Origin of the sequence: Aeromonas sp. ASNIH2, assembly GCF_002934795.1 — a bacterium.
GTDB lineage: Bacteria > Pseudomonadota > Gammaproteobacteria > Enterobacterales > Aeromonadaceae > Aeromonas > Aeromonas caviae.
Genome location: NZ_CP026406.1, coordinates 4,506,992 through 4,528,614 on the forward strand (window position 1 = coordinate 4,506,992; position 21,623 = coordinate 4,528,614).

24 protein-coding genes and 5 tRNA genes are annotated in these 21,623 nt (G+C 63.6%); 10 read left to right on the forward strand and 19 right to left on the reverse strand.

Annotated features, from left to right (window positions below; all coding sequences use genetic code 11):
• The first annotated feature begins 58 nt into the window (after positions 1-58).
• The 4 genes from C3F36_RS21410 (at position 59) to C3F36_RS21425 (ending at position 4,353) form a co-directional block, all read left to right on the forward strand.
• Entirely contained in the window at positions 59-1,039 is a 981-nt protein-coding gene (locus tag C3F36_RS21410; RefSeq protein WP_104456109.1) for a TDT family transporter, read from the forward strand.
• A gap of 219 nt (positions 1,040-1,258) precedes the next feature.
• A complete protein-coding gene (locus C3F36_RS21415) occupies positions 1,259-2,248 on the forward strand; it encodes a lipid A biosynthesis (KDO)2-(lauroyl)-lipid IVA acyltransferase (RefSeq protein WP_010674623.1) in 990 nt (329 codons plus the stop codon).
• A gap of 154 nt (positions 2,249-2,402) precedes the next feature.
• A complete protein-coding gene (locus C3F36_RS21420) occupies positions 2,403-3,398 on the forward strand; it encodes an LpxL/LpxP family acyltransferase (protein ID WP_104456110.1) in 996 nt (331 codons plus the stop codon).
• 94 nt (positions 3,399-3,492) lie between these two features.
• The gene (locus tag C3F36_RS21425) at positions 3,493-4,353 is read left to right on the forward strand and encodes a PA4780 family RIO1-like protein kinase (RefSeq protein ID WP_104455885.1); all 861 of its coding nucleotides are present in this window, start codon (positions 3,493-3,495) and stop codon (positions 4,351-4,353) included.
• Between the two features lie 60 nt (positions 4,354-4,413).
• Here C3F36_RS21425 and C3F36_RS21430 read toward each other — a convergent pair whose 3' ends face one another.
• Positions 4,414-5,292: a pirin family protein gene (locus C3F36_RS21430; RefSeq protein ID WP_104455886.1), complete on the reverse strand. Its 879-nt coding sequence runs from the start codon at positions 5,290-5,292 to the stop codon at positions 4,414-4,416.
• Between the two features lie 241 nt (positions 5,293-5,533).
• Here C3F36_RS21430 and C3F36_RS21435 point away from each other — a divergent pair, with 241 nt between their 5' ends.
• On the forward strand, positions 5,534-7,936 hold the full coding sequence (locus C3F36_RS21435) for a DNA polymerase II (RefSeq protein ID WP_104456111.1): 2,403 nt from the start codon (positions 5,534-5,536) through the stop codon (positions 7,934-7,936).
• 139 nt (positions 7,937-8,075) lie between these two features.
• Here C3F36_RS21435 and C3F36_RS21440 read toward each other — a convergent pair.
• From C3F36_RS21440 to C3F36_RS21470, 7 genes are all read right to left on the reverse strand, one after another.
• Positions 8,076-8,152, reverse strand: a tRNA-Val gene (locus C3F36_RS21440).
• Between the two features lie 39 nt (positions 8,153-8,191).
• A tRNA-Val gene (locus C3F36_RS21445) sits at positions 8,192-8,268 on the reverse strand.
• A 37-nt stretch (positions 8,269-8,305) separates the two neighbouring features.
• A tRNA-Val gene (locus C3F36_RS21450) sits at positions 8,306-8,382 on the reverse strand.
• A 17-nt stretch (positions 8,383-8,399) separates the two neighbouring features.
• A tRNA-Val gene (locus tag C3F36_RS21455) sits at positions 8,400-8,476 on the reverse strand.
• Positions 8,477-8,487: 11 nt separating this feature from the next.
• Positions 8,488-8,564, reverse strand: a tRNA-Val gene (locus tag C3F36_RS21460).
• Between the two features lie 194 nt (positions 8,565-8,758).
• Positions 8,759-10,087, reverse strand: coding sequence for an MATE family efflux transporter (locus tag C3F36_RS21465; protein ID WP_158656189.1), 1,329 nt, complete (start codon positions 10,085-10,087; stop codon positions 8,759-8,761).
• A 202-nt stretch (positions 10,088-10,289) separates the two neighbouring features.
• Positions 10,290-10,496: a YaeP family protein gene (locus tag C3F36_RS21470; protein ID WP_010674629.1), complete on the reverse strand. Its 207-nt coding sequence runs from the start codon at positions 10,494-10,496 to the stop codon at positions 10,290-10,292.
• A 133-nt stretch (positions 10,497-10,629) separates the two neighbouring features.
• Between C3F36_RS21470 and C3F36_RS21475 the strand changes: the two genes are divergently transcribed.
• A complete protein-coding gene (locus tag C3F36_RS21475; RefSeq protein ID WP_039039091.1) occupies positions 10,630-11,241 on the forward strand; it encodes a riboflavin synthase in 612 nt (203 codons plus the stop codon).
• Positions 11,242-11,343: 102 nt separating this feature from the next.
• Complete coding sequence (locus C3F36_RS21480; protein WP_042865290.1) at positions 11,344-11,634, forward strand: YciI family protein; 291 nt, start codon at positions 11,344-11,346, stop codon at positions 11,632-11,634.
• A 78-nt stretch (positions 11,635-11,712) separates the two neighbouring features.
• On the opposite strand, the gene C3F36_RS21485 is transcribed toward C3F36_RS21480, so the two are convergent.
• The 4 genes from C3F36_RS21485 to C3F36_RS21500 all read right to left on the reverse strand — a co-directional run bounded on the left by C3F36_RS21485 (position 11,713) and on the right by C3F36_RS21500 (position 14,977).
• Entirely contained in the window at positions 11,713-11,916 is a 204-nt protein-coding gene (locus C3F36_RS21485; RefSeq protein WP_104455887.1) for a CPXCG motif-containing cysteine-rich protein, read from the reverse strand.
• Positions 11,917-12,046: 130 nt separating this feature from the next.
• Entirely contained in the window at positions 12,047-12,706 is a 660-nt protein-coding gene (gene hxpB / locus C3F36_RS21490; RefSeq protein WP_069785071.1) for a hexitol phosphatase HxpB, read from the reverse strand.
• A 128-nt stretch (positions 12,707-12,834) separates the two neighbouring features.
• The gene (gene purT, locus C3F36_RS21495; protein WP_104455888.1) at positions 12,835-14,013 is read right to left on the reverse strand and encodes a formate-dependent phosphoribosylglycinamide formyltransferase; all 1,179 of its coding nucleotides are present in this window, start codon (positions 14,011-14,013) and stop codon (positions 12,835-12,837) included.
• A 73-nt stretch (positions 14,014-14,086) separates the two neighbouring features.
• Positions 14,087-14,977, reverse strand: a complete 891-nt coding sequence (locus C3F36_RS21500; RefSeq protein ID WP_104455889.1) for a DMT family transporter — start codon at positions 14,975-14,977, stop codon at positions 14,087-14,089.
• 226 nt (positions 14,978-15,203) lie between these two features.
• Between C3F36_RS21500 and C3F36_RS21505 the strand changes: the two genes are divergently transcribed.
• Positions 15,204-15,791 (forward strand): FMN-dependent NADH-azoreductase, encoded by a 588-nt coding sequence (locus tag C3F36_RS21505; protein WP_199769631.1) that lies wholly within the window; start codon positions 15,204-15,206, stop codon positions 15,789-15,791.
• Between the two features lie 91 nt (positions 15,792-15,882).
• On the opposite strand, the gene C3F36_RS21510 is transcribed toward C3F36_RS21505, so the two are convergent.
• The 4 genes from C3F36_RS21510 to C3F36_RS21525 form a co-directional block, all read right to left on the reverse strand.
• Positions 15,883-16,062, reverse strand: coding sequence for a hypothetical protein (locus tag C3F36_RS21510; protein ID WP_199769632.1), 180 nt, complete (start codon positions 16,060-16,062; stop codon positions 15,883-15,885).
• A gap of 161 nt (positions 16,063-16,223) precedes the next feature.
• Positions 16,224-16,412, reverse strand: coding sequence for a DUF4250 domain-containing protein (locus C3F36_RS21515; RefSeq protein WP_010674638.1), 189 nt, complete (start codon positions 16,410-16,412; stop codon positions 16,224-16,226).
• Positions 16,409-16,879 carry a MarR family winged helix-turn-helix transcriptional regulator gene (locus tag C3F36_RS21520; protein WP_010674639.1) on the reverse strand — a complete coding sequence of 157 codons (471 nt, stop codon included), beginning with the start codon at positions 16,877-16,879 and terminating at the stop codon, positions 16,409-16,411. The genes C3F36_RS21515 and C3F36_RS21520 overlap by 4 nt, the downstream gene beginning before the upstream one ends.
• Before the next feature lie 150 nt (positions 16,880-17,029).
• Entirely contained in the window at positions 17,030-18,262 is a 1,233-nt protein-coding gene (locus C3F36_RS21525; protein ID WP_104455891.1) for a UPF0149 family protein, read from the reverse strand.
• Between the two features lie 271 nt (positions 18,263-18,533).
• On the opposite strand from C3F36_RS21525, the gene C3F36_RS21530 reads away from it, so the two are divergent.
• Together C3F36_RS21530 and C3F36_RS21535 are read left to right on the forward strand one after the other, a co-directional pair.
• Positions 18,534-19,403 (forward strand): CvfB family protein, encoded by an 870-nt coding sequence (locus C3F36_RS21530; RefSeq protein WP_042014378.1) that lies wholly within the window; start codon positions 18,534-18,536, stop codon positions 19,401-19,403.
• Position 19,404: 1 nt separating this feature from the next.
• Positions 19,405-19,716: a DUF1289 domain-containing protein gene (locus C3F36_RS21535; protein WP_042863822.1), complete on the forward strand. Its 312-nt coding sequence runs from the start codon at positions 19,405-19,407 to the stop codon at positions 19,714-19,716.
• Between the two features lie 45 nt (positions 19,717-19,761).
• On the opposite strand, the gene C3F36_RS21540 is transcribed toward C3F36_RS21535, so the two are convergent.
• From C3F36_RS21540 to C3F36_RS21555, 3 genes are all read right to left on the reverse strand, one after another.
• Positions 19,762-20,085 (reverse strand): HI1450 family dsDNA-mimic protein, encoded by a 324-nt coding sequence (locus C3F36_RS21540; protein ID WP_010674643.1) that lies wholly within the window; start codon positions 20,083-20,085, stop codon positions 19,762-19,764.
• 284 nt (positions 20,086-20,369) lie between these two features.
• On the reverse strand, positions 20,370-21,077 hold the full coding sequence (gene mtgA, locus C3F36_RS21550) for a monofunctional biosynthetic peptidoglycan transglycosylase (RefSeq protein ID WP_080767838.1): 708 nt from the start codon (positions 21,075-21,077) through the stop codon (positions 20,370-20,372).
• A 53-nt stretch (positions 21,078-21,130) separates the two neighbouring features.
• Positions 21,131-21,457 carry an HI1450 family dsDNA-mimic protein gene (locus tag C3F36_RS21555; RefSeq protein ID WP_029314491.1) on the reverse strand — a complete coding sequence of 109 codons (327 nt, stop codon included), beginning with the start codon at positions 21,455-21,457 and terminating at the stop codon, positions 21,131-21,133.
• Positions 21,458-21,623 lie beyond the last annotated feature (166 nt).

The window sequence follows — 21,623 nt, forward strand, 5'->3', positions numbered from 1 at the left end:
GTAAACGATAGACCCCCTTTATCCTATGCCCATCGTCATCATCAAGAGGGTATCCGCCATGATCGCAAGAACCCGCCGCTCCCTGGCCGCCGCCCCGACCCCCATGGCCGGTCTGGCACTCGGGATCGCCAGCCTCGGCTGGTGCTGGGAAAATGCCGGTCAGTTCGATGGCCGTCTGCAACTGCTAGGGGCCGCCATCGCCGCCGTGCTGCTCCTCGTCCTGACCTTCAAGTTTCTGATCCACCCGCGCCTGCTGTGGCAGGATCTCGCCCATCCCGTGGTGGGCAGCGTGGTGCCCACCTACGCCATGGGGACCATGGTGGTCTCCAAGGCGGTCGGCCTGCTCGCCCCGACGCTGGGGCAGGGGCTCTGGCTTTTTGCGGTCATCGTCCACCTCGTCTTCCTCGCCACCTTCGTCTGGCACAGGGCCAAAGCGTTTGAAATCCATCACATGGTGCCGAGCTGGTTCGTGCCGCCGGTGGGGATCATCGTGGCTGACGTGGCCTACCCGGGCGGTCCCTTCGCATCCCTGGCCACCGGCCTGCTCTGGTTCGGCATGGCCTGTTACGGCCTGATGCTGCCGCTGATGCTCTATCGCCTCATCTTCAGCCACGAGGTGCCGGATGCCGCCAAGCCCACCATCGCCATCCTGGCCGCCCCGGCGAGCCTGTCGCTGGCCGGCTACCTCACCGTGAGCCAGGATCCCTCCCTGCTGCTGGTGGCGGTGCTGCTCGGGATCGCCGTGCTGATGACCGGCATCATCTACCTGGCCTTCATCAAGCTGCTGCGCCTGCCGTTCTCGCCGGGTTACGCCGCTTTCACCTTCCCCCTGGTGATCGGGGCCACCGCCCTGTTCAAGGTGAGTCACCTGCTGTCGCAGTGGCCACAGGCGGCCCGCTATGCCGAGCAGCTCCATCAGCTGGCCTATCTGGAGCTGGGGGTGGCCACCCTGGTGGTGGGTTACGTGGTCCTGCGTTACCTGATGTTCTTCCTGCCGGCCGTGCAGGATGACCTGCCGGGGCAGCCCGCACGCCGCTAGGCACAAGGTTTTCTTACACCCTCGTCATCGACCTCGCCCGTGCGGGGTCTGCCGTTCGTGATGCAGTGAAACAGAGAGGAATCAAATGAAGCAGATTATTTTTGTCAATCCGTGAAGTGGCTTAAATAGTTGCCCATACAGGCGACATTCAGTTGGCGTAAACTGGTAATACCTGTCACGATGTGCGCCACTTTATCTTCCCACTGTTTTGTCGTGCCCATGTCCTCATCTGATCCCGTGTTTGACGCCCGATTCCAGCCTCGTCTGCTGCACCCCCGTTACTGGTTGAGCTGGCTCGCCCTCGGCGCCATCGGTGTGCTCGCCTTCGTTCCCCCGCGCTGGCGGGATCGCCTGGCCGATGCTCTGACGCCCCTGGTATGCGCCATCTCGAAGAAGCAGATCTACATCGCCAGGACCAACCTCGCCATCTGCTTCAAGGAGAAGAGCGAGGCCGAGCGGGAGGCCATCCTGATGACCTCCATCCGGGTCGGCCTCAAGAGCCTGCTGGGCTTTGGCGAGTTCACCTGGCGCAGCCCCGCCCACGTGATGGGGCGGATCCAGGTCAGCGGCTGGGAACATATCGAGGCGGAGCAGGCCGCTGGCCGACCGGTGATCCTGGTGGTGCCCCACAGCTGGCCCATCGATGCGGCGGGCTACTACTTCGCCCAGCGGGGCCTGCCCATGTGCACCATGATGAAGAGCGCCCGCAACCCGGTGTTCGACTGGCACATCAACGGCGCGCGGGCCCGGCACGGCTGCCGCGTCTATGAGCGCAGCGCCGGCATCAAGCCGGTGATCAAGGCGGTGAAATCCGGTCTGAGCTTCTTCTATTTGCCGGATCAGGATCACGGCCGGGAGGCGAGCCTGTTTGCCCCCTTCTTCAACCACCCCAAGGCGACGTTGCCGGCCCTGCCACGGCTGGTGAAGCTGACCGGTGCCCGGGCCCTGCCGGTGCTGGCCTGCTATGACGAGCAGGCGCACGGCTACCGGCTGGAGGTCGAGGCTCCCTACGCCGACTACCCGAGCGGGGATCTGATGGCGGATACCTGCCGCATGAACGACAGCGTGGAGCGCCAGCTCTGCCGCCACCCGGGCCAGTACATGTGGTTCCTCAAGATCTTCGACACCCGTGAGGATCAGGTGGGGCCGGATGGCCTCTACGAAGAGGGGATCCGGCGCATCCGCCGGGGCCTTGCTCCTCACCCCTGAGCCTTGCGCTCACCCGGTGCAAAAATGTGGCCCCAAGCGGGCCACTTTTTATTTCTAACTTGTCTGATCAGTGACTTGGCGCGGTGGCGCTGTGCAGGGCAGGGTAGAAAAAGGTGTCAGGATCACTAAAATGACGGTCTGTTTTGATGATTCGATGGCGACCATGTCCGCACAAGATCCGGTGTTTGATACCTCTTTTCATCCGCGCCTGCTGCACCCCCGTCTGTGGGGCAGCTGGCTGGCCGTCGCCCTGCTCTCCCTGCTGGCCTGGGTGCCGGCAAGGGCACGGGACAAGCTGGCCGACTACCTGGCCCCCCTGCTGCTGCGCGTCTCCAGGAAGCAGGCCTACATCGCCGACACCAACCTCAAGATCTGCTTCCCCCATCTCGACGAGGCGGGCCGTCAGGCCCTGCTGCTGAAATCCATCCGGGTGGGGCTCAAGACCTTCCTGGGCTTTGGCGAGCTGACCTGGCGCAGCCCCGACTTCCTCAAGGGGCGCGTCAAGGTGAGCGGCTGGGAGCACGTGGAAGCGGAGCGGGCCGCTGGTCGCCCCATGATCTTCGTGGTGCCCCACACCTGGGCGGTGGATATGATTGGCCGCTACTTCCCCCTCCAGGGGATCAAGATGTGCACCATGATGAAAAGCCCCAAGGATGCGGTGTTCGACTGGTACATCAACCGCGAGCGCAGCAAGGGCGGGCGTATCTACGAGCGCAGCGTCGGCATCAAACCCGCCATCAAGGCCCTGCGCAGCGGCGACAGCTTTTTCTATCTGCCGGATCAGGATCACGGCCGGGAGGCGAGCCTCTTCGTGCCCTTCTTCAACCACCCCAAGGCGACCCTGCCGGCCCTGCCCAAACTGGTGAAGCTGACCGGTGCCCGCGCCGTGCCCATTCTGGCCTGCTACGACGAGGGCGAGGGGTGCTACCGGCTGGAGATCGAGGCGCCGTTCGACCCTTATCCCACCGCGGATCTGGTGGCGGACGTCAACCAGATGAACCGCATGGTGGAGCAGCAGCTTGGCCGCTTCCCCGAGCAGTACATGTGGTTTCTCAAGATCTTCGAAACCCAGGAGCACGATCAGGGCGAGGACGGTCTCTACGAGGCGGGGATCCGCCGCATCCGCCAGGGGCTGCCACCGGAACCTTGATCGACACGGCCCCCTTGCGGGCCGTTTCTGACAGGGGTGGCAGGCCACCAGCAAACAGGTGCAAACAAGGTGCAAATAGGGTAAAAGGGCGGTCATGAAAATTCCAAATCGAATCCAACCTCTGGTTGATGACGGCCTGGTGGACGATGTCATCAGCCGGCTGATGAGCGGCAAAGAGGCCGACGTCTATGTGGTGCGCTGCGGCGACGAGATCCGCTGCGCCAAGGTCTACAAAGAGGCGTCAAAGCGCAGCTTCAAGCAGGCCGTGGTCTATCAGGAAGGGCGGCGGGTACGCAGCAGCCGCGATGCCCGCGCCATGGAGAAGGGCTCCAAGTACGGTCGCAAGCAGCACGAAGAGGTGTGGCAGAACACCGAGGTGGATGCCCTGTTCAAGCTGGCGGCGGCCGGGGTGCGGGTGCCCAGGCCCTATGTCTGCCTCGATGGCGTGCTGCTGATGGAGCTCATCACCGACGCCGACGGCAACGTCGCTCCCCGTCTCAACGACGTGGCCCTGACCCGTGAGCAGGCTCTGGCGGATCATGGCAAGGTGATCCGCTACGTGGTGCGCATGCTCTGCGCCGGGCTCATTCACGGGGATCTCTCGGAGTTCAACGTGCTGGTGGACGAAGAGGGGCCCGTCATCATCGACCTGCCCCAGGTGGTGGATGCTGCCGCCAACAACCAGGCCAGGGCCATGCTGGAGCGGGATGTCGACAACATGCGCAACTACTACGGCATGTATGCCCCCGAGCTGCTCAAGACCCGGTATGCCCGGGAGATGTGGTCCTTGTTCGAGGATGGCAAGCTGGGCCCCGAGACCGAGCTCACCGGCCTGTTCGAAGAGAGCCGGGAGGCCATCGATCTGGATGGTGTGCTGCACGAGATAGAGAGTGCCCTGGAGGAGGCCATGGCCCGCCGGGCCAGGTTGCAGGCGGAGCAGGAAGAGGAGTCCTGACGGGCCTTCATCCCAGTCAACAAGAGCGCCATGGGCGCTCTTTTGTTTTGGAACCCTGGCTCAGAGCCCGGTCAGGGGCGGCGCCTTGAGACGGGGCCCCTGGTAACCCGTCACCTCGCCAAAGCGCGGATGACCGCTCTCCCAGTCGGCGGCGGCGGTGCGAATGGCCTCCTTGTCGACGCTCACGAAGTTCCACCAGATCTGCAGCGGTCTGGGCAGGGGCTCGCCGCCGATGAGCAGCAGCCGGGCGCCCGGGCGCAGGGTCAGCGCCACCTCCCGGTTGCCGGGGGGCAGGTAGAGCAGCTGCTCCGGGGCCAGGGCCTCCCCTGCGACGATGGTCTCCCCTGCGAGGGGAAAAAGGCCGTGCTCGAAGGCGAGGTCCAGGGGGAGGGTGATCTCGCCTCCCTCGGGGGCGTGCAGATCCAGCCCCAGAATGGGGGAGAAGTGCAGAGTGGGGGCGCGCCGGCCGCCGTGCTCGCCGATGAGCAGGGTGAGGGTGATCTCCCCTTGCTGCCAGCGGGGGAGCGTCGGGTAGTGATCGAAGCGGGGCGGGGTATGCTGATCCGCCTCGGGCAGGGCTATCCAGAGCTGGGCGGCGTGCAGATCGGGCTGGTTCGGGACCGACTCCTCCGTGTGGGCGATGCCCCGTCCTGCGGTCATCAGGTTCACTTGCCCCGGACGGATCACCTGCTTGCTGCCCAGGCTGTCCCGGTGGAGGATCTCCCCCTCCAGCATCCAGGTGAAGGTCTGCAGGGCGATGTGGGGGTGGGGCCCCACATCCATGCCGGGTGCGCCGGGGGCAAAGCGGGTCGGGCCGATATGATCGAGAAAACACCAGGGCCCGATGGTGCGCCGCTCCTTGACCGGGATGGCGCGAGCCACCGGGATGCCGCCCACATCGGTGAGGCGGGAGGCAATGCGTTGCCACTGTTGTGTCATGGGGTGCTCCTTGTCGAGGAAAAGGTTGGCGCACGCGCGCAGGTGGCTGCGTCTGCCGGGAGTTGGACATGCCGTCTCGCCCGGTGCCGGTGAGTGATGCCGAGGTTACTATGCCCCAATCCGGCGCCGGATGGCAAAGACGGGGCACAGCGCCTGCCCTGAGGGCCCAGCCCGGCAATTGCAGCCGGGTACTGTATGAACGTACAATGGTCCCATCCCACTCATGAGCCCGACCACCTGCATGACCGACATCCAGCCACTCCCTCCCGTGACCCCGCCGCTCGACGGCTTCATCCTGACCCGCCATGGTCGGGATGTGCAGGGGCGTACCGAGATCGTGATGTGGCTCTGGAGCGCACAGGGGCCGGTACGGGTGGTGGTGCCGGGGCAGGAGCCGGTCTTCTTCCTGCCGGAACGGCACCTGGAGGAGGCGGCAGAGCTCTTCAAGGGGGCCGGGGTGAGGGGGCGTTTTCGCCGCCTGCCCATGCACACCTTCGAGGAGAGCCGGGTGGTGGGCTGCTACTTTGCCACCCTGAGCGCCTTTCACCGCGCCATCGAGCTGCTGCTCATCCGCGGATTGGAGCACTTCGAGGCAGATATCCGCCTGCCCGAGCGCTTTCTCATGGAGCGCTTCATCACCGCCGGGATGCGCTTTGACGGCAAGGCGAGGCGAAAGGGGGGCAGGCAGGGTTACTGGGAGGTAAACGAGGCGCGCTGTGCGCCGCAGGCGGTGACGCCGACCCTCTCCTGGGTCTCCCTGGACGTGGAGTGCGCCATGGATGGCACCCTCTTCTCGGTGGGGCTCCATAGCGAAGAGGACGCGCGGGTCATCATGATTGGTGCCCCGGAGCCGGACTCGCAGGATTGGGAGACCCCCGTCGAGTGGGTGGCGGACGAGCCCGCCCTGCTCGCTGCCCTGGAGGGCTGGTTCAGCCTGCACGATCCCGATCTCGTCATCGGCTGGAACGTGGTGAATTTCGACTTTCGCCTGCTGCTGCGCCGCGCCGAACTCCACAAGCGGCGGCTGCGGCTCGGGCGCGGGCGGGAGCTCTGCTTCTGGCGCTCGTCCCGAAACGACCCCCAGAGCGGCAACGTCATCATCCCGGGGCGCATGGTGCTGGACGGCATCGATACCCTCAAGAGCGCCACCTGGCAGTTCCCGAGCTACAGCCTGGATGCGGTGGCGAGCGAGCTGCTCGGGCGGGGCAAGGACATCGAGGACGTGGCCAACCGGGGGGAGAAGATCACCGAGCTGTTCCACTCCGACAAGGAGGCGCTGGCCCGCTACAACCTGGAAGATTGCAGGCTGGTGTGGGAGATCTTCGATTTCTGCCACCTCATCCCCTTCGCCATCGAGCGCGCCTCCCTCACCGGTCTTGAGCTCGACCGGGTGGGCGGGTCGGTGGCGGCGTTCACCAACCTCTATCTGCCACGGCTGCACCGCGGTGGCTATGTGGCGCCCAACCTGCCGGCAGACGGCGGGCTCGCAAGCCCCGGCGGCTATGTGATGGACTCCAAGCCGGGGCTCTATCGCCACGTGCTGGTGCTCGACTTCAAGAGCCTCTATCCCAGCATCATCCGCACCTTCTGCATCGACCCCATGGGGCTGGTGGAGGGGCTCAAACACCCGGATAACGCCATTCCAGGCTTTCGCGGCGCCCTGTTCTCCCGAACCCGCCACTTCCTGCCGGATCTCATCGCCACCCTGTGGGCGGCGCGGGATCGGGCCAAGGCCGCCAGTAACAAGGCCCTCTCCCAGGCCATCAAGATCATCATGAACTCCTTCTACGGGGTGCTGGGGTCGGGGGGTTGCCGCTTCTACGACCCGAGGCTCGCCTCCTCCATCACCTTGCGAGGCCACGGCATCATGCAGCAGACCCGGGAGTGGATAGAGGCAGAAGGGTTCGAGGTGATCTATGGGGACACCGATTCCACCTTCGTGCACCTGGGGAGCGATATCCGTCTCGAACAGGCGGACGAGATTGGCCAGCGACTGGCGAAGATGATCAACGACAACTGGGCCGCGCTGATCAGGCGGGAGTTCGACCTGCCGAGCCATCTGGAGATCCAGTACGAGACCCACTACCGCCGATTCCTGATGCCCACCATTCGCGGGCTGGAGAAGGGAAGCAAGAAACGCTATGCGGGACTGGTGGGCGAAGGGGAAGGGGAGCACCTGGTGTTCAAGGGGCTGGAGACGGTGCGCACCGACTGGACACCCCTTGCCAAGGCATTCCAGACCCGGCTCTACGAAATGGTGTTCCACGACCAGGACCCCAGCAGCTATGTGCGCACCATGGTGGACGAGACCCGGGCCGGCCGTCACGACGATCTGCTCATCTACCGCAAGCGGCTGCGCCAGAAACTCGAGGAGTATCAGAAGAACGTGCCACCCCATGTGCGGGCGGCGCGCCTGGCGGACGAGGAGAATCTGCGCCGCGGCCTGCCCCAGCGCTATCAGCACAGGGGCACCATCGCCTACCTGATGACCCTGAACGGCCCCGAGCCTTTGGAGTACCGGCGCAGCGCCGTCGACTACGAGCACTACATCGACAAGCAGCTCAGGCCCATCGCCGACGCCATCCTTCCCTTTGTGGGGGAGTCGTTCGAGCGGATCTGCGGCCAGCAGCTCGATCTCTTCTGACGAAGCGAGGTAAACGCGGCCGCCATGGCACGACAATGGCGGCCCGCGTGCCAGAGGGGAAGGAGGCAGATGACGGGGGAGAGAGGGTGCCAGAGCAGGGCAATGCAAAAAGCCCGCTATCAAGCGGGCTTTTCAAATCTGGTGCGTCCTAGTGGATTCGAACCACCGACCCCCACCATGTCAAGGTGATGCTCTAACCAGCTGAGCTAAGGACGCAGGGTGCGCAAAGCGACTTTGTGTGTCATTGCAGGGGAGTGGTGGGTTTAATTGGATTCGAACCAACGACCCCTACCATGTCAAGGTAGTGCTCTAACCAACTGAGCTATAAACCCACATCAAATTCATATCTGCAATTTATTCAAACTGTTATGGTGCGTCCTAGTGGATTCGAACCACCGACCCCCACCATGTCAAGGTGATGCTCTAACCAGCTGAGCTAAGGACGCATAACAGGGTTTCGTGATGGTGCGTCCTAGTGGATTCGAACCACCGACCCCCACCATGTCAAGGTGGTGCTCTAACCAGCTGAGCTAAGGACGCATCACGAAAAGTGGTGGGTTTAATTGGATTCGAACCAACGACCCCTACCATGTCAAGGTAGTGCTCTAACCAACTGAGCTATAAACCCACTTCATAAACCGGGCTGAAGACCCGTTTTATCCCGCCAGCACTGCTGGCGTGGTCGGCATACTACCCATGGCCCCCAAAGCTGTCAACAAGGGACATGCACAAAGGAGACTGTTTGCCCAGTTCTTGTGCAGCCTGTTGATTTTACAGGCGAGCCGTCCCAAAAGTGCGGCTCCCCGTGCCCCTAGCCGCGCCCTATTGCGCCCGGGAGAGGGCTGTGCAGGCCGCGGGGCTGGCGAAGCGGCCGTAGATGACGCGCAGCCGCGCGCCCAGCATCAGGGCGGCGGAGGTGAGACCGACGATGAAGCCTATCCAGAAGCCCTGCGGGCCCATGCGCGGTACCACCCAGTCGGTCAGCCCCAGGATCATGCCGGTGGGCAGACCCAGCCCCCAATAGGCGACGATGGTGACGTAGAAGATGGCCTGGGTATCCTTGTAACCGCGCAGGGCCGCCGCGGCCACCACCTGTACCGAATCGGAGATCTGGTAGATGGCGGCGAAGAAGAGCAGGGTGGCGGCAAGGCCGATCACCTGCAGGTCGTCGGTGTAGATCCCCGCGATGGGGTCGCGCAGCAGCACGGTGAGGGCGGCGGTCGCGGCGGCGACGCCCATGCCCAGTATCAGGCCGGTGCGGGCGGCGACCCTGGCCTGATCCGGTTGACCTTCCCCTATGTTGTGACCGACCCGGATGGTCACGCCGACACCGATGGAGAGGGGCAGCATGAAGACCAGGCTGGAGAAGTTGAGCGCAATCTGGTGACTCGCCACCGTCTCCGCGCCGAAGGGGGCCAGCATCAGGGCGACCACGGTAAACAGGGTCACCTCGCAGAAGATGGCCATGGCGATGGGGAACCCCAGGCGGAACAGGCGCCAGATCCGGCTGCCGTTGGGGCGTGCCAGCTGGGCGAACAGGTTGATGCGCTTGAAGTGGGCAGAGCACTTCACATAGACGATCATCGCCAGCAGCATGGCCCAGAGCACGATGGCAGTGGCCACGCCGCAGCCGACGCCGCCGAGTTTCGGCATGCCGAAGTGGCCGTGAATGAAGATGTAGTTGGCGGGGATGTTGACCGCGAGCCCCACGAAACCGATCACCATGGTCGGCATGGTGTGGGAGAGCCCCTCACTGAAGTTGCGCAGCACCTGGAACATCACGAAGGCGGGCAGGCCCCACAGGATGGCGTGCAGGTAGCCGGCAGTCTTGGCCGCCATGACGGGATCCACGTCCATGAATTGCAGTGCCAGGGGGCTGAAGTAGAGTGCCACCATGGCGATGGGCGTGACGATGAGGGCGAGCCAGAAGCCCTGGTGCACGGCGGGGCGCACCTCGTCCTGCTTGCGGGCGCCGTTGAGCTGGGAAACGATGGGGGTGAGGGCCATGATGATGCCCTGCACCAGCAAGATGATCGGCAGCCAGAAGCTGGACGCCACCGACACGGCGGCAAGATCCACGGCGCTCACCTGTCCCGCCATCACGGTATCGACGAAGTTCATGGCGATCTGGGCCACCTGGGCGACCAGAATGGGGCTGGCTAGACGAACGAGCTGCTTCGCCTCGGACCATTAACGTTGCACTGACACCTCCGAGTGGATCAGATAAAAGAGAAAGAGCGGGCAAGAGAGATGGGCTTTTGCCTCCTCGTCCTGAGGAGACAAAATGCGGGGGTGTCATTCTAGCCTGAAAAACCGCCAACGGGGAAGGTCGGCGGCAGATTTGTAGCCGGGATCAGGCGTCTTCGTGATCGCTGATCAGCAGGTTGGCCGCGGCATAGGCCGCCTGCTCGCGCAGATCCGCCGGTACCCGCTCGTCGGAGGCCACGGCGTTGAGCGCCCGTATGCTGGCGGCGATGGCCTGGGGCACATAACCCTGCTCACCGGAGCCAATCTGGTTGTAGGCGATGCGAATGGCTTCACAGCATTGATATACCTGCATTTTTGTTTCCTCGTTCAGTCTGGATTGATTGGGGTCACTATAGCGATCGCGCTTCTCCTTGTCAGCCGGCACCCTTGTCTTGCAAGGTGGCCGGGGGTAACCTGCCGACAATTTTCACAGCCTGGAGAGACTCATGTTCACCGGCATCGTACAAGGGACCGCCGAACTGGTGGCCATCGATTCACTGCCCAATTTTCGCACCCACGTGATCCGCATGCCGAGCCCGGCCTGGGGCGAGGGGCTGGCCCTGGGGGCCTCGGTAGCCCACAACGGCTGCTGCCTGACCGTCACCCGGGTGGAGGGGGATCTGGTCAGCTTCGATCTGATGCAGGAGACTCTGCGCCTCACCAACCTTGGGCAACTGGTGGTGGGTGACAAGGTCAACGTGGAGCGGGCCGCCCGCTTTGGGGACGAGATTGGCGGTCACGCCATGTCCGGCCACATCATGGGGACGGCCGAGGTGACCTCGGTCATCGACACCCCCAACAACCGCCAGGTGTGGTATCGCCTCGATCCTGCGCTCATGAAGTACGTGCTGACCAAGGGCTACATCGGCATCGACGGCATCAGCCTCACCGTGGGCGAGGTGCGCGCCAGCGAGTTCTGCGTCAACCTGATCCCCGAGACCCTGGCCCGGACCAACCTGGGCTGGGTCAAGGCCGGCTGGCGGACCAACATCGAGATAGACCCCCAGACCCAGGCCATCGTCGACACGGTGGAGCGGGTGCTGGCGGCGCGCCAGTAACCATCTGAGCGCTGCCCCCAGGGTACGAAGAGGAGGGCGGCATCACGGGAAAGGCGCCCTCTTGTGGAAGAGGCGCCGCCCCAGAGCCTTGGAGACTTCTTTATGTTTGTCGTGACATTGACCTATGTGAAACCGCTGGCGGAGATCGATGCCCTGATCCCGGCCCACATTGCGTGGCTGGAGCGGCAGTATGCCGCAGGCCATTTTCTGGCGTCCGGGCGTCGGGTACCCCGAGTCGGGGGCGTCATACTGGCGCAGGGAGTGAGCCGAGACGCCCTGGAGGCGATGCTGGCAGAGGATCCCTTCAAGCAGACAGAGGCGGCCGATTATCAGGTGGTGGAGTTTGTTCCGACCATGACGTCGGCGAAGGCGGCGTGCTTGAGGGAGGCGTGACCCAGCCTGACGATGGCACCAGAACAAACGGGACCCACAGGGTCCCGTTTGTTTTTGTCTGTGTCTGGACAGGGGGATTCAGAACAGCTGCTCGTCGTCGGCATCCACGAAGAGTTGCAGGCAGTCGCGGGCTTCATCCCGGTGCAGCCGCAGATGGATGGGGTTGCAGCAGGCCATGCAATCATCGTAGAACTCCTGATCCCCCTGGCTGGCATCCAGCTCGACCCGGGTGTGGTGGCCGCAGTGGGGGCAGACGATACGCTTGCTGGTGTATTCGATCATGGTGACCTCCTCGGGCCCGTGGGCCGTCTCTGTGCTCCTGCTGATTCTAGTCGCCACAAGGCGGCGCAACCGCGAGCAAGCGCACGTTTATGAGCGGGCTCAAGGGAGGCAGGAGGTCAGTCCGTGTTGCCTACTTGACCCAGTCGGCCAGCATCTCTGCGTTCAGCTCGGCAAGAGAGCGCAGCTCGTGGTTGGCGATGGCCAGACGGGGATCGCCGACCAGCGCCGGGTCCGGCACGATCAGCGCCGTCATGGAGGCTGCCTTGGCCGCCAGCAGGCCGGTGAAGCTGTCCTCGATGGCGAGACAGTGCACAGGCTCGACGCCGAGCTTCTCGGCGGCGTGGATATAGACATCCGGGTGGGGTTTGCCAAAGCGCTCCACCTCGGCGGAGTGGACCGCCATGAAACGGTCCTGGATGCCGAGTTTGCCGAGCACCGCCTCGACCATGGCAAACGGGGAGGAGGTGGCGAGCCCGATCTTGAGCCCTTGGGCCTCGATGAGGTCGAGCGCTTCCAGCACCCCGGCCTTGGGTTGTCCCTCTTGCAGGATGAGCGCGATCACCTGATCCAGAATGCGCTGTACCACCTCTTCCTGGCTGGGGCTGCTCCAGGGGCGGATCCGGTACCAGTGGGCCACCAGCTGATCGATGCGCACCCCTATGGTGGAGTTGCAGTCCTCCTCGGTGTGGAAGTGGCCCAGTTCGGCGAAGACGGCCATCTGTGCCCGTTGCCAGAAGGGTTCCGAGTCGATCAGAACACCATCCATATCGAAGATCACGGCAGTTAACATCTTGTACTCCTGACATAGGTGAAGGGGGGATTATAAGCCCGGTGCTTCAATGGGAAAGGGGCAGTCACCTGCCCCTTGCGCCGGATCACGCAGATAAACGTTTGTTTTTGCGTGGTAAAGCGGATTGCCTAGAAGTGTACTTCTACCCGGGCTGCCACCGTCTTGGCCTGCTCCACGGCTTCCTGGCAATTCTGCCCACGGGCGAGCGCCACCCCGAGGCGACGACGACCGGCGATCTCCGGCTTGCCAAAGAGACGCAGCTGGGCACCCGGCACCAGGGCCAGTGCCTCGCCAATCCCTTGATAGCGGATATCCTGGCTGTGGCCTTCTCGCAGCACCACGGCAGAGGCGCTCGGGCCGTACTGGGTGATGGTGCCGACGGGCAGCCCCAGGATGGCGCGCACGTGCAGGGCGAACTCGGAGAGATCCTGGGAGATCAGGGTCACCATGCCGGTGTCGTGGGGGCGGGGGGAGACTTCGCTGAACCACACCTCGTCACCCCTGATGAAGAGCTCGACCCCGAACAGACCGTAGCCGCCAAGGGCTTCAACCACCTTGGCCGCCACCTCCTTGGAGCGGGCCAGGGCCAGCTCGCTCATGGCCTGGGGCTGCCAGGATTCGCGGTAGTCACCATCCTCCTGACGATGGCCGATAGGCTCGCAGAAGTGGATGCCATCGACCGCGCGCACCGTGAGCAGGGTGATCTCGTACTCGAAAGGAACGAAGCCTTCGACAATCACCTTGCCACGACCGGCACGGCCCCCCTCCTGGGCATAGGTCCAGCTTTCATCCAGCCTGGCGAGATCGCGCAGCAGGCTCTGCCCCTTGCCGGAGGAGCTCATCACCGGTTTGACCACGCAGGGGAGGCCGATGGCCTCGACGGCGGCCACAAACTCCTCCTTGCTCTGGGCAAAGCGGTAGGCAGAGGTGGGCAGCCCCAGGGTTTCGGCGGCGAGGCGACGGATCCCCTCCCGGTTCATGGTGAGCTGGGTGGCGCGGGCATTGGGCACCACCTTGACCCCTTCCTGCTCGAGGGCGGCCAGGGTGTCGGTGGCGATGGCTTCAATCTCGGGGATGATGAGGTCGGGCTTGACCTCGGCCACCAGGGCGCGCAGGGCGGCACCATCCAGCATGTCCAGCACACGGGCCTGGTGGGCCACCTGCATGGCGGGGGCGTTGGCATAGCGGTCGGCGGCGATCACCTCGATACCGAGCCGCTGCAGCTCGATGGCGACCTCCTTGCCGAGTTCGCCTGATCCCAGCAGCAGGGCGCGGGTCGCAGTGGGGCGGGTGGCGGTTCCAAACATCTGATCTCTCCTGAGGTCGGTGGTCAGCAGGGCTGATCCGGGTGAGCAAAAAAAGAGGCACGCATGGCGTACCTCAGGAAGTGGGTGGGTGGGCGCGCTGCTCCAGATGGGTGAGCAGGGTGATGGCGCCGATGATGATGGCCGCCCCCAGCCACAAGCGACCGGGGGGCGCCCAGCCAAATACCAGCCAGCCGGCCAGCACGTTCATGGGCAGCTTGGCAAAATCAAAAGGTTGCACGAAGGAGGCCTCCGCCACGCTGTAGGCGCGGGCGATGGACATCTGGGCCAGTGCCGACAGTACGCCCGAGGCGGCCACCAGCAGCCACTGGGTTTCGCTCGGCCACTGCCATTCAGGGATCGCCAGCATGGCGTTGAACGGGGTGCTGAAGACGAGCAGGTAGACGACGATGGTGTGGGACGACTCGCTGGCCGCCTGATAGCGCACCAGCAAGGAGTAGCCTGCCCAGAAGAGGGCGGCCGCCACCGGCAGCAGGGAGGCCAGGGTGAAGTCGTCGGTCCAGGGGGCCAGGATCAGCATGGCGCCGACAAAGCCGGCCAGGGTGGCCAGGATGCGGGCCCGGCTCACCTGCTCTTTGAGAAAGAGGGCTGATCCCAGGGTGGCAAACAGGGGGGAGGTCATCAAGAGCGCGATCCCCTGCCAGATGGGGACGGGGACCGCCAGGGCCCAGAGCCAAAACTGGATGCCGGTCACCGCAAGGGCGACCCGCAGCAGGTGCAGGCGCAGCTGGTTCGTCATCAGGGACTGGCGCAGACCGTGGCGCACCAGCCAGGGCAGCAGGCAGACCAGGGCGATCAGATATTGGTGAAAGGCGACCTGGGTCGAGGGGAGGCCGAGCTTGAAGCTGACATACTGGCTCAGGCTGTTGACGGCGGCGAAGCAGAGGCCTGCCACCATCATCCAGACGGCGCCGGCAAAGGGGGAGTGCCTGCGGGAGGAGGTCATGAGATCCGGATCACGTACAAAAATTGCGGCGGATCATAACGGCAATCGTTTGTCATGCCAAGGGTGCGGAGTTTGATGAGCCCCTCTCCGCCGAGGAAATGCACAGACATCAAATTTTTTGAATGACTTGAGCATCTATTTTCGCTATCAGGCTTTAATGCCAGTCTTTATAGTGACCTCCATCGACAGCCTGGCTGTTCAATTGACAATCAAATGGAGTTTCACCATGGCCAATATCCTCGTTCTGAAGTCCAGCATCCTGGGCCTGTATTCCCAATCCAACGCCCTGATCGACGGCTACCTGGCCGAGCGCCAGGGTGACACCATCCAGGTACGCGATCTGGCGACCCTGAACCTGCCGGTGCTGGACGGCGAGCTGGCCATGGGCCTGCGTGGTGGCGAGAACCTGAACGAGCGTCAGCAAGCGGTGCTGGCCCAGTCCGACGAGCTGGTCGCCGAGCTCAAGGCGAGCGATCTGGTGATCATCGCGGCCCCCATGTACAACTTCAACATCCCGACCCAGCTGAAAAACTGGATCGATCTGGTGGCCCGTGCCGGCGTGACCTTCCGTTACACCGAGACCGGTCCGGTCGGCCTGGTGGAGAACACCCGCGCCCTGGTGGTCAGCCCCCGTGGCGGCATGCACGTGGGCAATGCCACCGACCTGGTGACCCCCTACATGCGTACCGTGCTGGGCTTCATCGGCATCACCGAAGTGGACTTCATCTATGCCGAAGGCATGGGCATGGGGCCGGAGGCGCAAGCCAAGGGGATCGAGCAGGCCAAGGAGCAGCTGGAAACCCTGGCTTACTGATGCGACTCGGGGCCTCCCCAGTATCCTGAAACAACAACGCAGCCCTCGGGCTGCGTTGTTGTTTTTGGGCAGTCATCGCGCTCTGGCGTCGTTATTCGCGCAGGAAGTGGCGGCAGCCGCTGCCGACCATCAGAAAGACCGCCACGAGGGAGGCCAGCAGCAGGGTGGTGAGCCACTGCTCGGCGCTGTTGGGGACCTGGGAGAGGAAGAGGCTGATCACCAGCAATGTGCAGAGGGTGATCAGGCTGGTTGGTCGAATGAGGCGCATCATGGGTCATCCTTGGCTGCGGGTGGTGAACAAGAGGCTAACCGCGGTCTGTGACAACAAGATGTATCCATACCTCTTGCGAACATCAACGGACCGGGTAGCCACCACCTTAGCAGCTTTTGCCGACGGAGCCAGCGGCATGGGTCGGGTTGTGATCCGGATCCCTATCTGAACTGCTTCTGATCTTCCTGATAGTGAAAATCGCCACTGGCCAGCCTGGCAACCAGGGCCTCTTGATCGAGATCCTGCGCCCGGCAGAGATCATCGAGATCCTCGTAGTGATCACGCAACTGCATGTTGACCAGGCTCAGCAGCATGTTGACATCCATGGTGGCAAAGTTGTTCAGCTTCATGAGGGTTGCTCGTTGTCCAGCAGGTGAAGTTGTTCGATGGCATCGCTGACGCTCTGCAGGTGCAGGCGAATGCTCTGGCGCGCCTCGGCCGGCAGATAGTCGGTGAGAGTGTGCTGCCAGCTTCCCGCCTCCGTCTTGAGCTGCTGGAACAAGGTGAGCCCCGCCGGGGTGAAGGAGACCAGGCTGATGCGCTTGTCCTGCACGCTGTTCTCGGTGAACAGGATGCCTTTCTCCACCAGACGATGGATCTCGCGGGAGATCCGTACCTTGTCCATGCCGCTCGCCTCCACCAGCTCCTTCTGGCTGATGGGGTAGTGGGGGCCGAGCACCATCATCAGGCGCCACTGGGGCACGGTGAGTTGGTACCGCTGCTGATAAAACTGTTCAAAGGTATCGCGCACCATCTCAGCGGCGTGAACCAGCTGATAAGGAGGGTAGTGCGCGAGCAGCTCAATGATCTTCGACATATGACATCCTGCTGTGGCGGCTGCATCGGGTGCAGTTTCTCTTGATACTTTGGCCTTGATGATACGTAACACAGGGGCATTTGTCTGACCAGTCACCAGAAAAATGTGCGTTTGCGCACGTGTTCTGTCATCGAATCGGCAATTGGGGTCTCAACTGGCCTGCTTGCCCGCACTCTTTCGCAGCCATATCAAGGCGTTGTGGGTCAGCCAGGCCTCGCGACTCTGCAAGGCGTAGAGCGCCGCCTCGTCACGGCTGCCTCCCTGCCAGCGGCGAGGCTCCTGCTTGGGCAAGCGGCGCTGGCCCAGCAAAGTGGCGGGCACATGGGGATTGACCCCCATTGCCGCCGCCAGATGAGGGCGCGCCGCCGTTTCCCCTTCGCAGACAAAGCTCATCAAGGCCTTGTTGTAGAGCAGCCAGCAGGAGGCTTCATCAAAGCGCACCAGCAGTTGTTGCAGGGCATCCCACTCCCCTTGCCAGGCATAGAGGGTGGAGAGGGGGTGGCGGCAAGCGGGCTCGTCGGCGCGGCAGAGGGCGAGCAGGGACAGGTACTCATCCCGTGCCTGCCCAAGCTGCCCAAGTCGCAGCAGGCAATCGGCTCGACCGGCCCTGGCCGCGATCAGAGGGCGTGCCTCGGGGACCTGCCAGCCATGGCCCGCGTGGGCTTGCCAGAATGCCTCATCGAACAGGAGGTTGGCATCGGCAATGATGCGCTCGAACCAGCCAAGGCGAGCGAGGGGATCGCGGCTCTCTGCCGCCAGCTCGAACCACTGCTGCCACTGGCGAGTCTGCTCGTTGTCCAGGGATGGGCTCTCTTCAGGCTCGGCCTCGTAGTGATCCTGGCCGAGCAGGAGGTTGAGGGCCGTCTTCATCTGCTGGCGTTGACGCTTGCAAAAATCGAGGAAGGGGAGCTCGCTGGCCGCAGCCTGGTGCAGCATCATGGCCATGGGCTTGTCGCGAAACAGGCAGAGCTCGGCCACCAGGCTGAAGCGATGGCGGGTCGCCGGATCGTTCAGGTCGGTCGGCGCCGGCCAGCAGGCCACCCCCTGACTGAAGCCATAGCTCCATTGGCCCAGAGGATGGCGCTGGTCAAACACCTGCTCCGGGTTGTCGGTGGAGAGGCGACACTGGCTCGGCAGGGCCAGCTGCGCGTCGTCGGCCTGGGCTTCCAGCTCGGCGATCAGGTGATGCAGCGCCTCGGCACTCTTCTCGTCCAGCGCTGCATCATGAGGCAGCAGGCCGGCCAGCGGATCTTGCCAGTCGGGGGCTACGGGCCCCGTCAGACGGGCGCACAGGAAGCCGTGCAGGGCGGGGTAACTCATCTCCTGCTGGCTGTGGGTCTGGATCCATTGATTGAGATGACGGGTTCGAGTGGCTGGGTTCATCGGCGCTTCCTCTGGATTTGACGGCCGCGAAGTCTACCTAAAAGTGGGGTTATTTGCAGCAAAGGGGGAACTGAATGCTGCTAATATCGTCAATCTGGCCGCCCGGGAGCGGGAAAAGAGGTCAGACACAGGGGGGAGGGGCTAGGTCCTGCTGCCGCTCTGGGGTAACATGCGCGCCTGCATGACATAAATCGGCCCCGTCCTCTCTCATCCGACGGCGGCGATGCACCTCTATATGACGGGTCTTCCATGAGATGGGCCCATCCGGATATTGAAAGAAGAGATCACCATGTTACAGATTGGCAAGATGAACACCCTGACCGTCGTCGAGATCGAGGAGCGCGGCGCCTGGCTGGCGGCGGGGGAATACGGCGAGCTGCTGCTGCCCAGGCGCCAGTTGCCGGAAGGCGTCGCCGAGGAGAGCGAGGTGTCCGTCTTCCTCTATCTGGATGCGGATTGCGAGCCGGTGATCACCACCGACAAGCCCTTCGCCATGGTGGGGGACATCGTCGGTCTCAAGGTGGTCAACGCCAACAAGATTGGTGCCTTCCTCGACTGGGGCATGAAAAAGGATCTCTTCGTACCAAGCCGCGAGCAGAACAAGCCGATGCAGGTGGGCCATGTCTATCTGGTGCATCTGATGCTGGACAACGAAGGGCGCATGGTCGGCACCAGCCGTCTGGAGCGCTTCCTGCGCATCGACCCTCCTTTCAAGAGCGGTGACGAGGTGACGGTGCTGCCGGGGGAGCACACCCCCCTTGGCATCAAGGCCGTGGTCAATGGCCAGTACGCCGGCATGCTGTTCAAGAACGAGGTGTTCGGCCGCGTGATGACGGGCCGACCGCTGACCGCCTGGGTCAAGCAGGTGCGCGAAGATGGCAAGCTGGACCTGACCCTGCAAAAGCCGGGGCTGGCCCGGATGGATGACGCCGGCGCACGCATTCTGCTGCGCCTGCAAAAGCAGGGGGGCAGCCTTGCGGTGGGAGACAAGAGCGATCCTGACGTCATCTACAAGATGTTCAGCATGAGCAAGGGCACCTTCAAGAAAGCGATCGGCGGCCTCTACAAGCAGGGCAAGATCGTCATCGAGGAGCACAGCATCCGCCTCGTGGGCTCCGACACGCCGGCAGGGGACGAATAAGGTGCCGAGTCCCTGCATCGGTGACTGCCGGGCCAAGGAGGGGCTCTGCCTCGGTTGTGGCCGCACCCTGACCGAGATAGGCCAGTGGTCCGTCATGGACAGCGAGGCCCAGCTGGCCCGCATGGCCGAGCTCGATGGCTCGAAGAGCACCCATGCCTGCCCGGGCTGCGGCGAGCCGGCGTTCTGCGCCGTGTCGGCGGGGGAACCCATCGAGCGCTGCTGGTGCAGCCAGCTTCCCGCGTTGCCCATGAGCGATGCCAGCGCCTGCTGGTGTCGCCGCTGTCTGGCCAAGGCCATCGCGGCACGCCCCTGACTCGGGCTGCGCAAAAAACGAAAAAGGCGCCTGGGGCGCCTTTTCTTATGCCTGTTGCTGGCGGTGCCAGCGGATATGCACGTCGTGCTCGCTCTGATCCCGGGGGAGCAGGAAGGTGGCGTAGATCACCTCGAACTCGTCCTGGTGATCCAGCAAGCCGACCCAGACCTCGGCCCAACGTGCCATGTCCACCGGCTCGCCGAGTTCGGTCGACCAGTCGGCATTGGGCAGGGTTGCCTCCACCGCGCCACGTTGCTCGAACTCGAGGGTGATGTCGACGATTTGTTCGGGGGCCAGCATGTCGGCGGCCTGCTCCAGAAACTGATCATAGGCCCACTCGACCAGCTGATCCGGGCTACGTTGTTCCATGAAATCACTCCAGATACGTCCAGGTTCGCCACTTTAGCAAGTATTGGGATGGGCAGCCAGCCCGGGGGCGGTGACGCCGTGCTGTCAAATGGCGGGATCAGGGGATAAGGTTAACAGAGCCGCCAGCAGGGGCGGCGTGACGGGGCGGCCTGGCAAGATGAAGCGACGACAGTACAGAAGGCAGATCAAGCGGCGGCGCGAAACCTGGTGGTGGCACTATCTGCCCCTTCATCGGGAAACCGTCGGCGGCCATCTGGGGCCCGCCTCTGATCCGCAGGATGGCGTTACTCTGTACCGTGGACCCGGTTCAGGGTGACTTGCCCGAGTTGACCCATCTGACGACGGATCCAGGCCGAGCGCTGCTGCACATAGGGTGAGGGGGGCTTGACCCGATAACGCCAGGGATTGGGCAGGGCGGCGGCGAGCAGGGAGGCCTCGTAGCGGGTGAGGCGTATCGCCGGTTTGCCGAAGTAGTGCCTGGCGGCCGCCTCGGCGCCATAGATGCCGGGTCCGAACTCCACGATGTTGAGATACACCTCGAGAATGCGGGACTTGTCCCAGCCCAGCTCCATCAACAGGGTGAACCAGGCCTCTATCCCCTTGCGCAGGAAGCTGCGATCGCTCCACATGAAGAGGTTCTTGGCGGTCTGCTGGCTGAGGGTGCTGGCACCGCGCACCCGCCCGCTTTGCTGGTTGTGCCTGAGGGCCGAGCTGATGGCGTCCATGTCAAAACCGTGATGTTCGGCAAAGCGCTGATCCTCGGCGGCGATCACCGCCAGTTGCAGCTCCCGGGAAATCTGCTCAAGCGGCACCCAGTCGTGCTTCACCTCGGCCACCTTGGCAGGGGGAAACAGGGCGCGTTCGAGGCGCCAGGTCCACATGGGAGGGTCGATGAAGCGCAGCAGCGCGACCGAGACGATGGTGCTCGCAAAGGCGGCCAGCAGCAGCTTGCCGAGCCAGCCCAGCAGTCGCCGTCTGCGCGAAGGCCTCACGGGCTCGGGCCCGCCGTCCCAGTCATAGTGGCCAGGATCATCGGGATCCGGAATTATTGGGGCAGCCATTCGATGTGGCAGAACTTCTCGTCGACGCGGCGGGAGAGCAGCATGCGGGCAAACAGGTGCTCGTACTCTTCTTGTTCGTTGCCAAGGCCGACCCAGATCTCGGCATAGTCGGCGTCGCTCACCTCAAATCCCACGTCGGCCGCCCAGTCGTCGGCGGGATCGGTCTCCGCCAGCAGGCCGCGGTCGTTGAACTCCTGATTGAAGCGGACGATCTCCTGCTCGGGCAGGTTGTCGGAGGCCAGCTCCATGAAGAGTTCGAGGGCGGTGTCGAGAAGTTCCTCGACGCTGTGCATTTCGTCATTCAAAGACATAAAAGCCGTGTTCCAGATAAGGGGGGAGGGAAAGTCCGTCGGCAGCGCCTCGGGGTGCGCGGTATTCTAGCTGGCCCTGATGCCCTTGGCGAGATGCCGGGACGCCAGGCATTAAAAAACCGGATCCTGGGAAAGGATCCGGTCTTCATTGGGGGAAGGGGTCGCG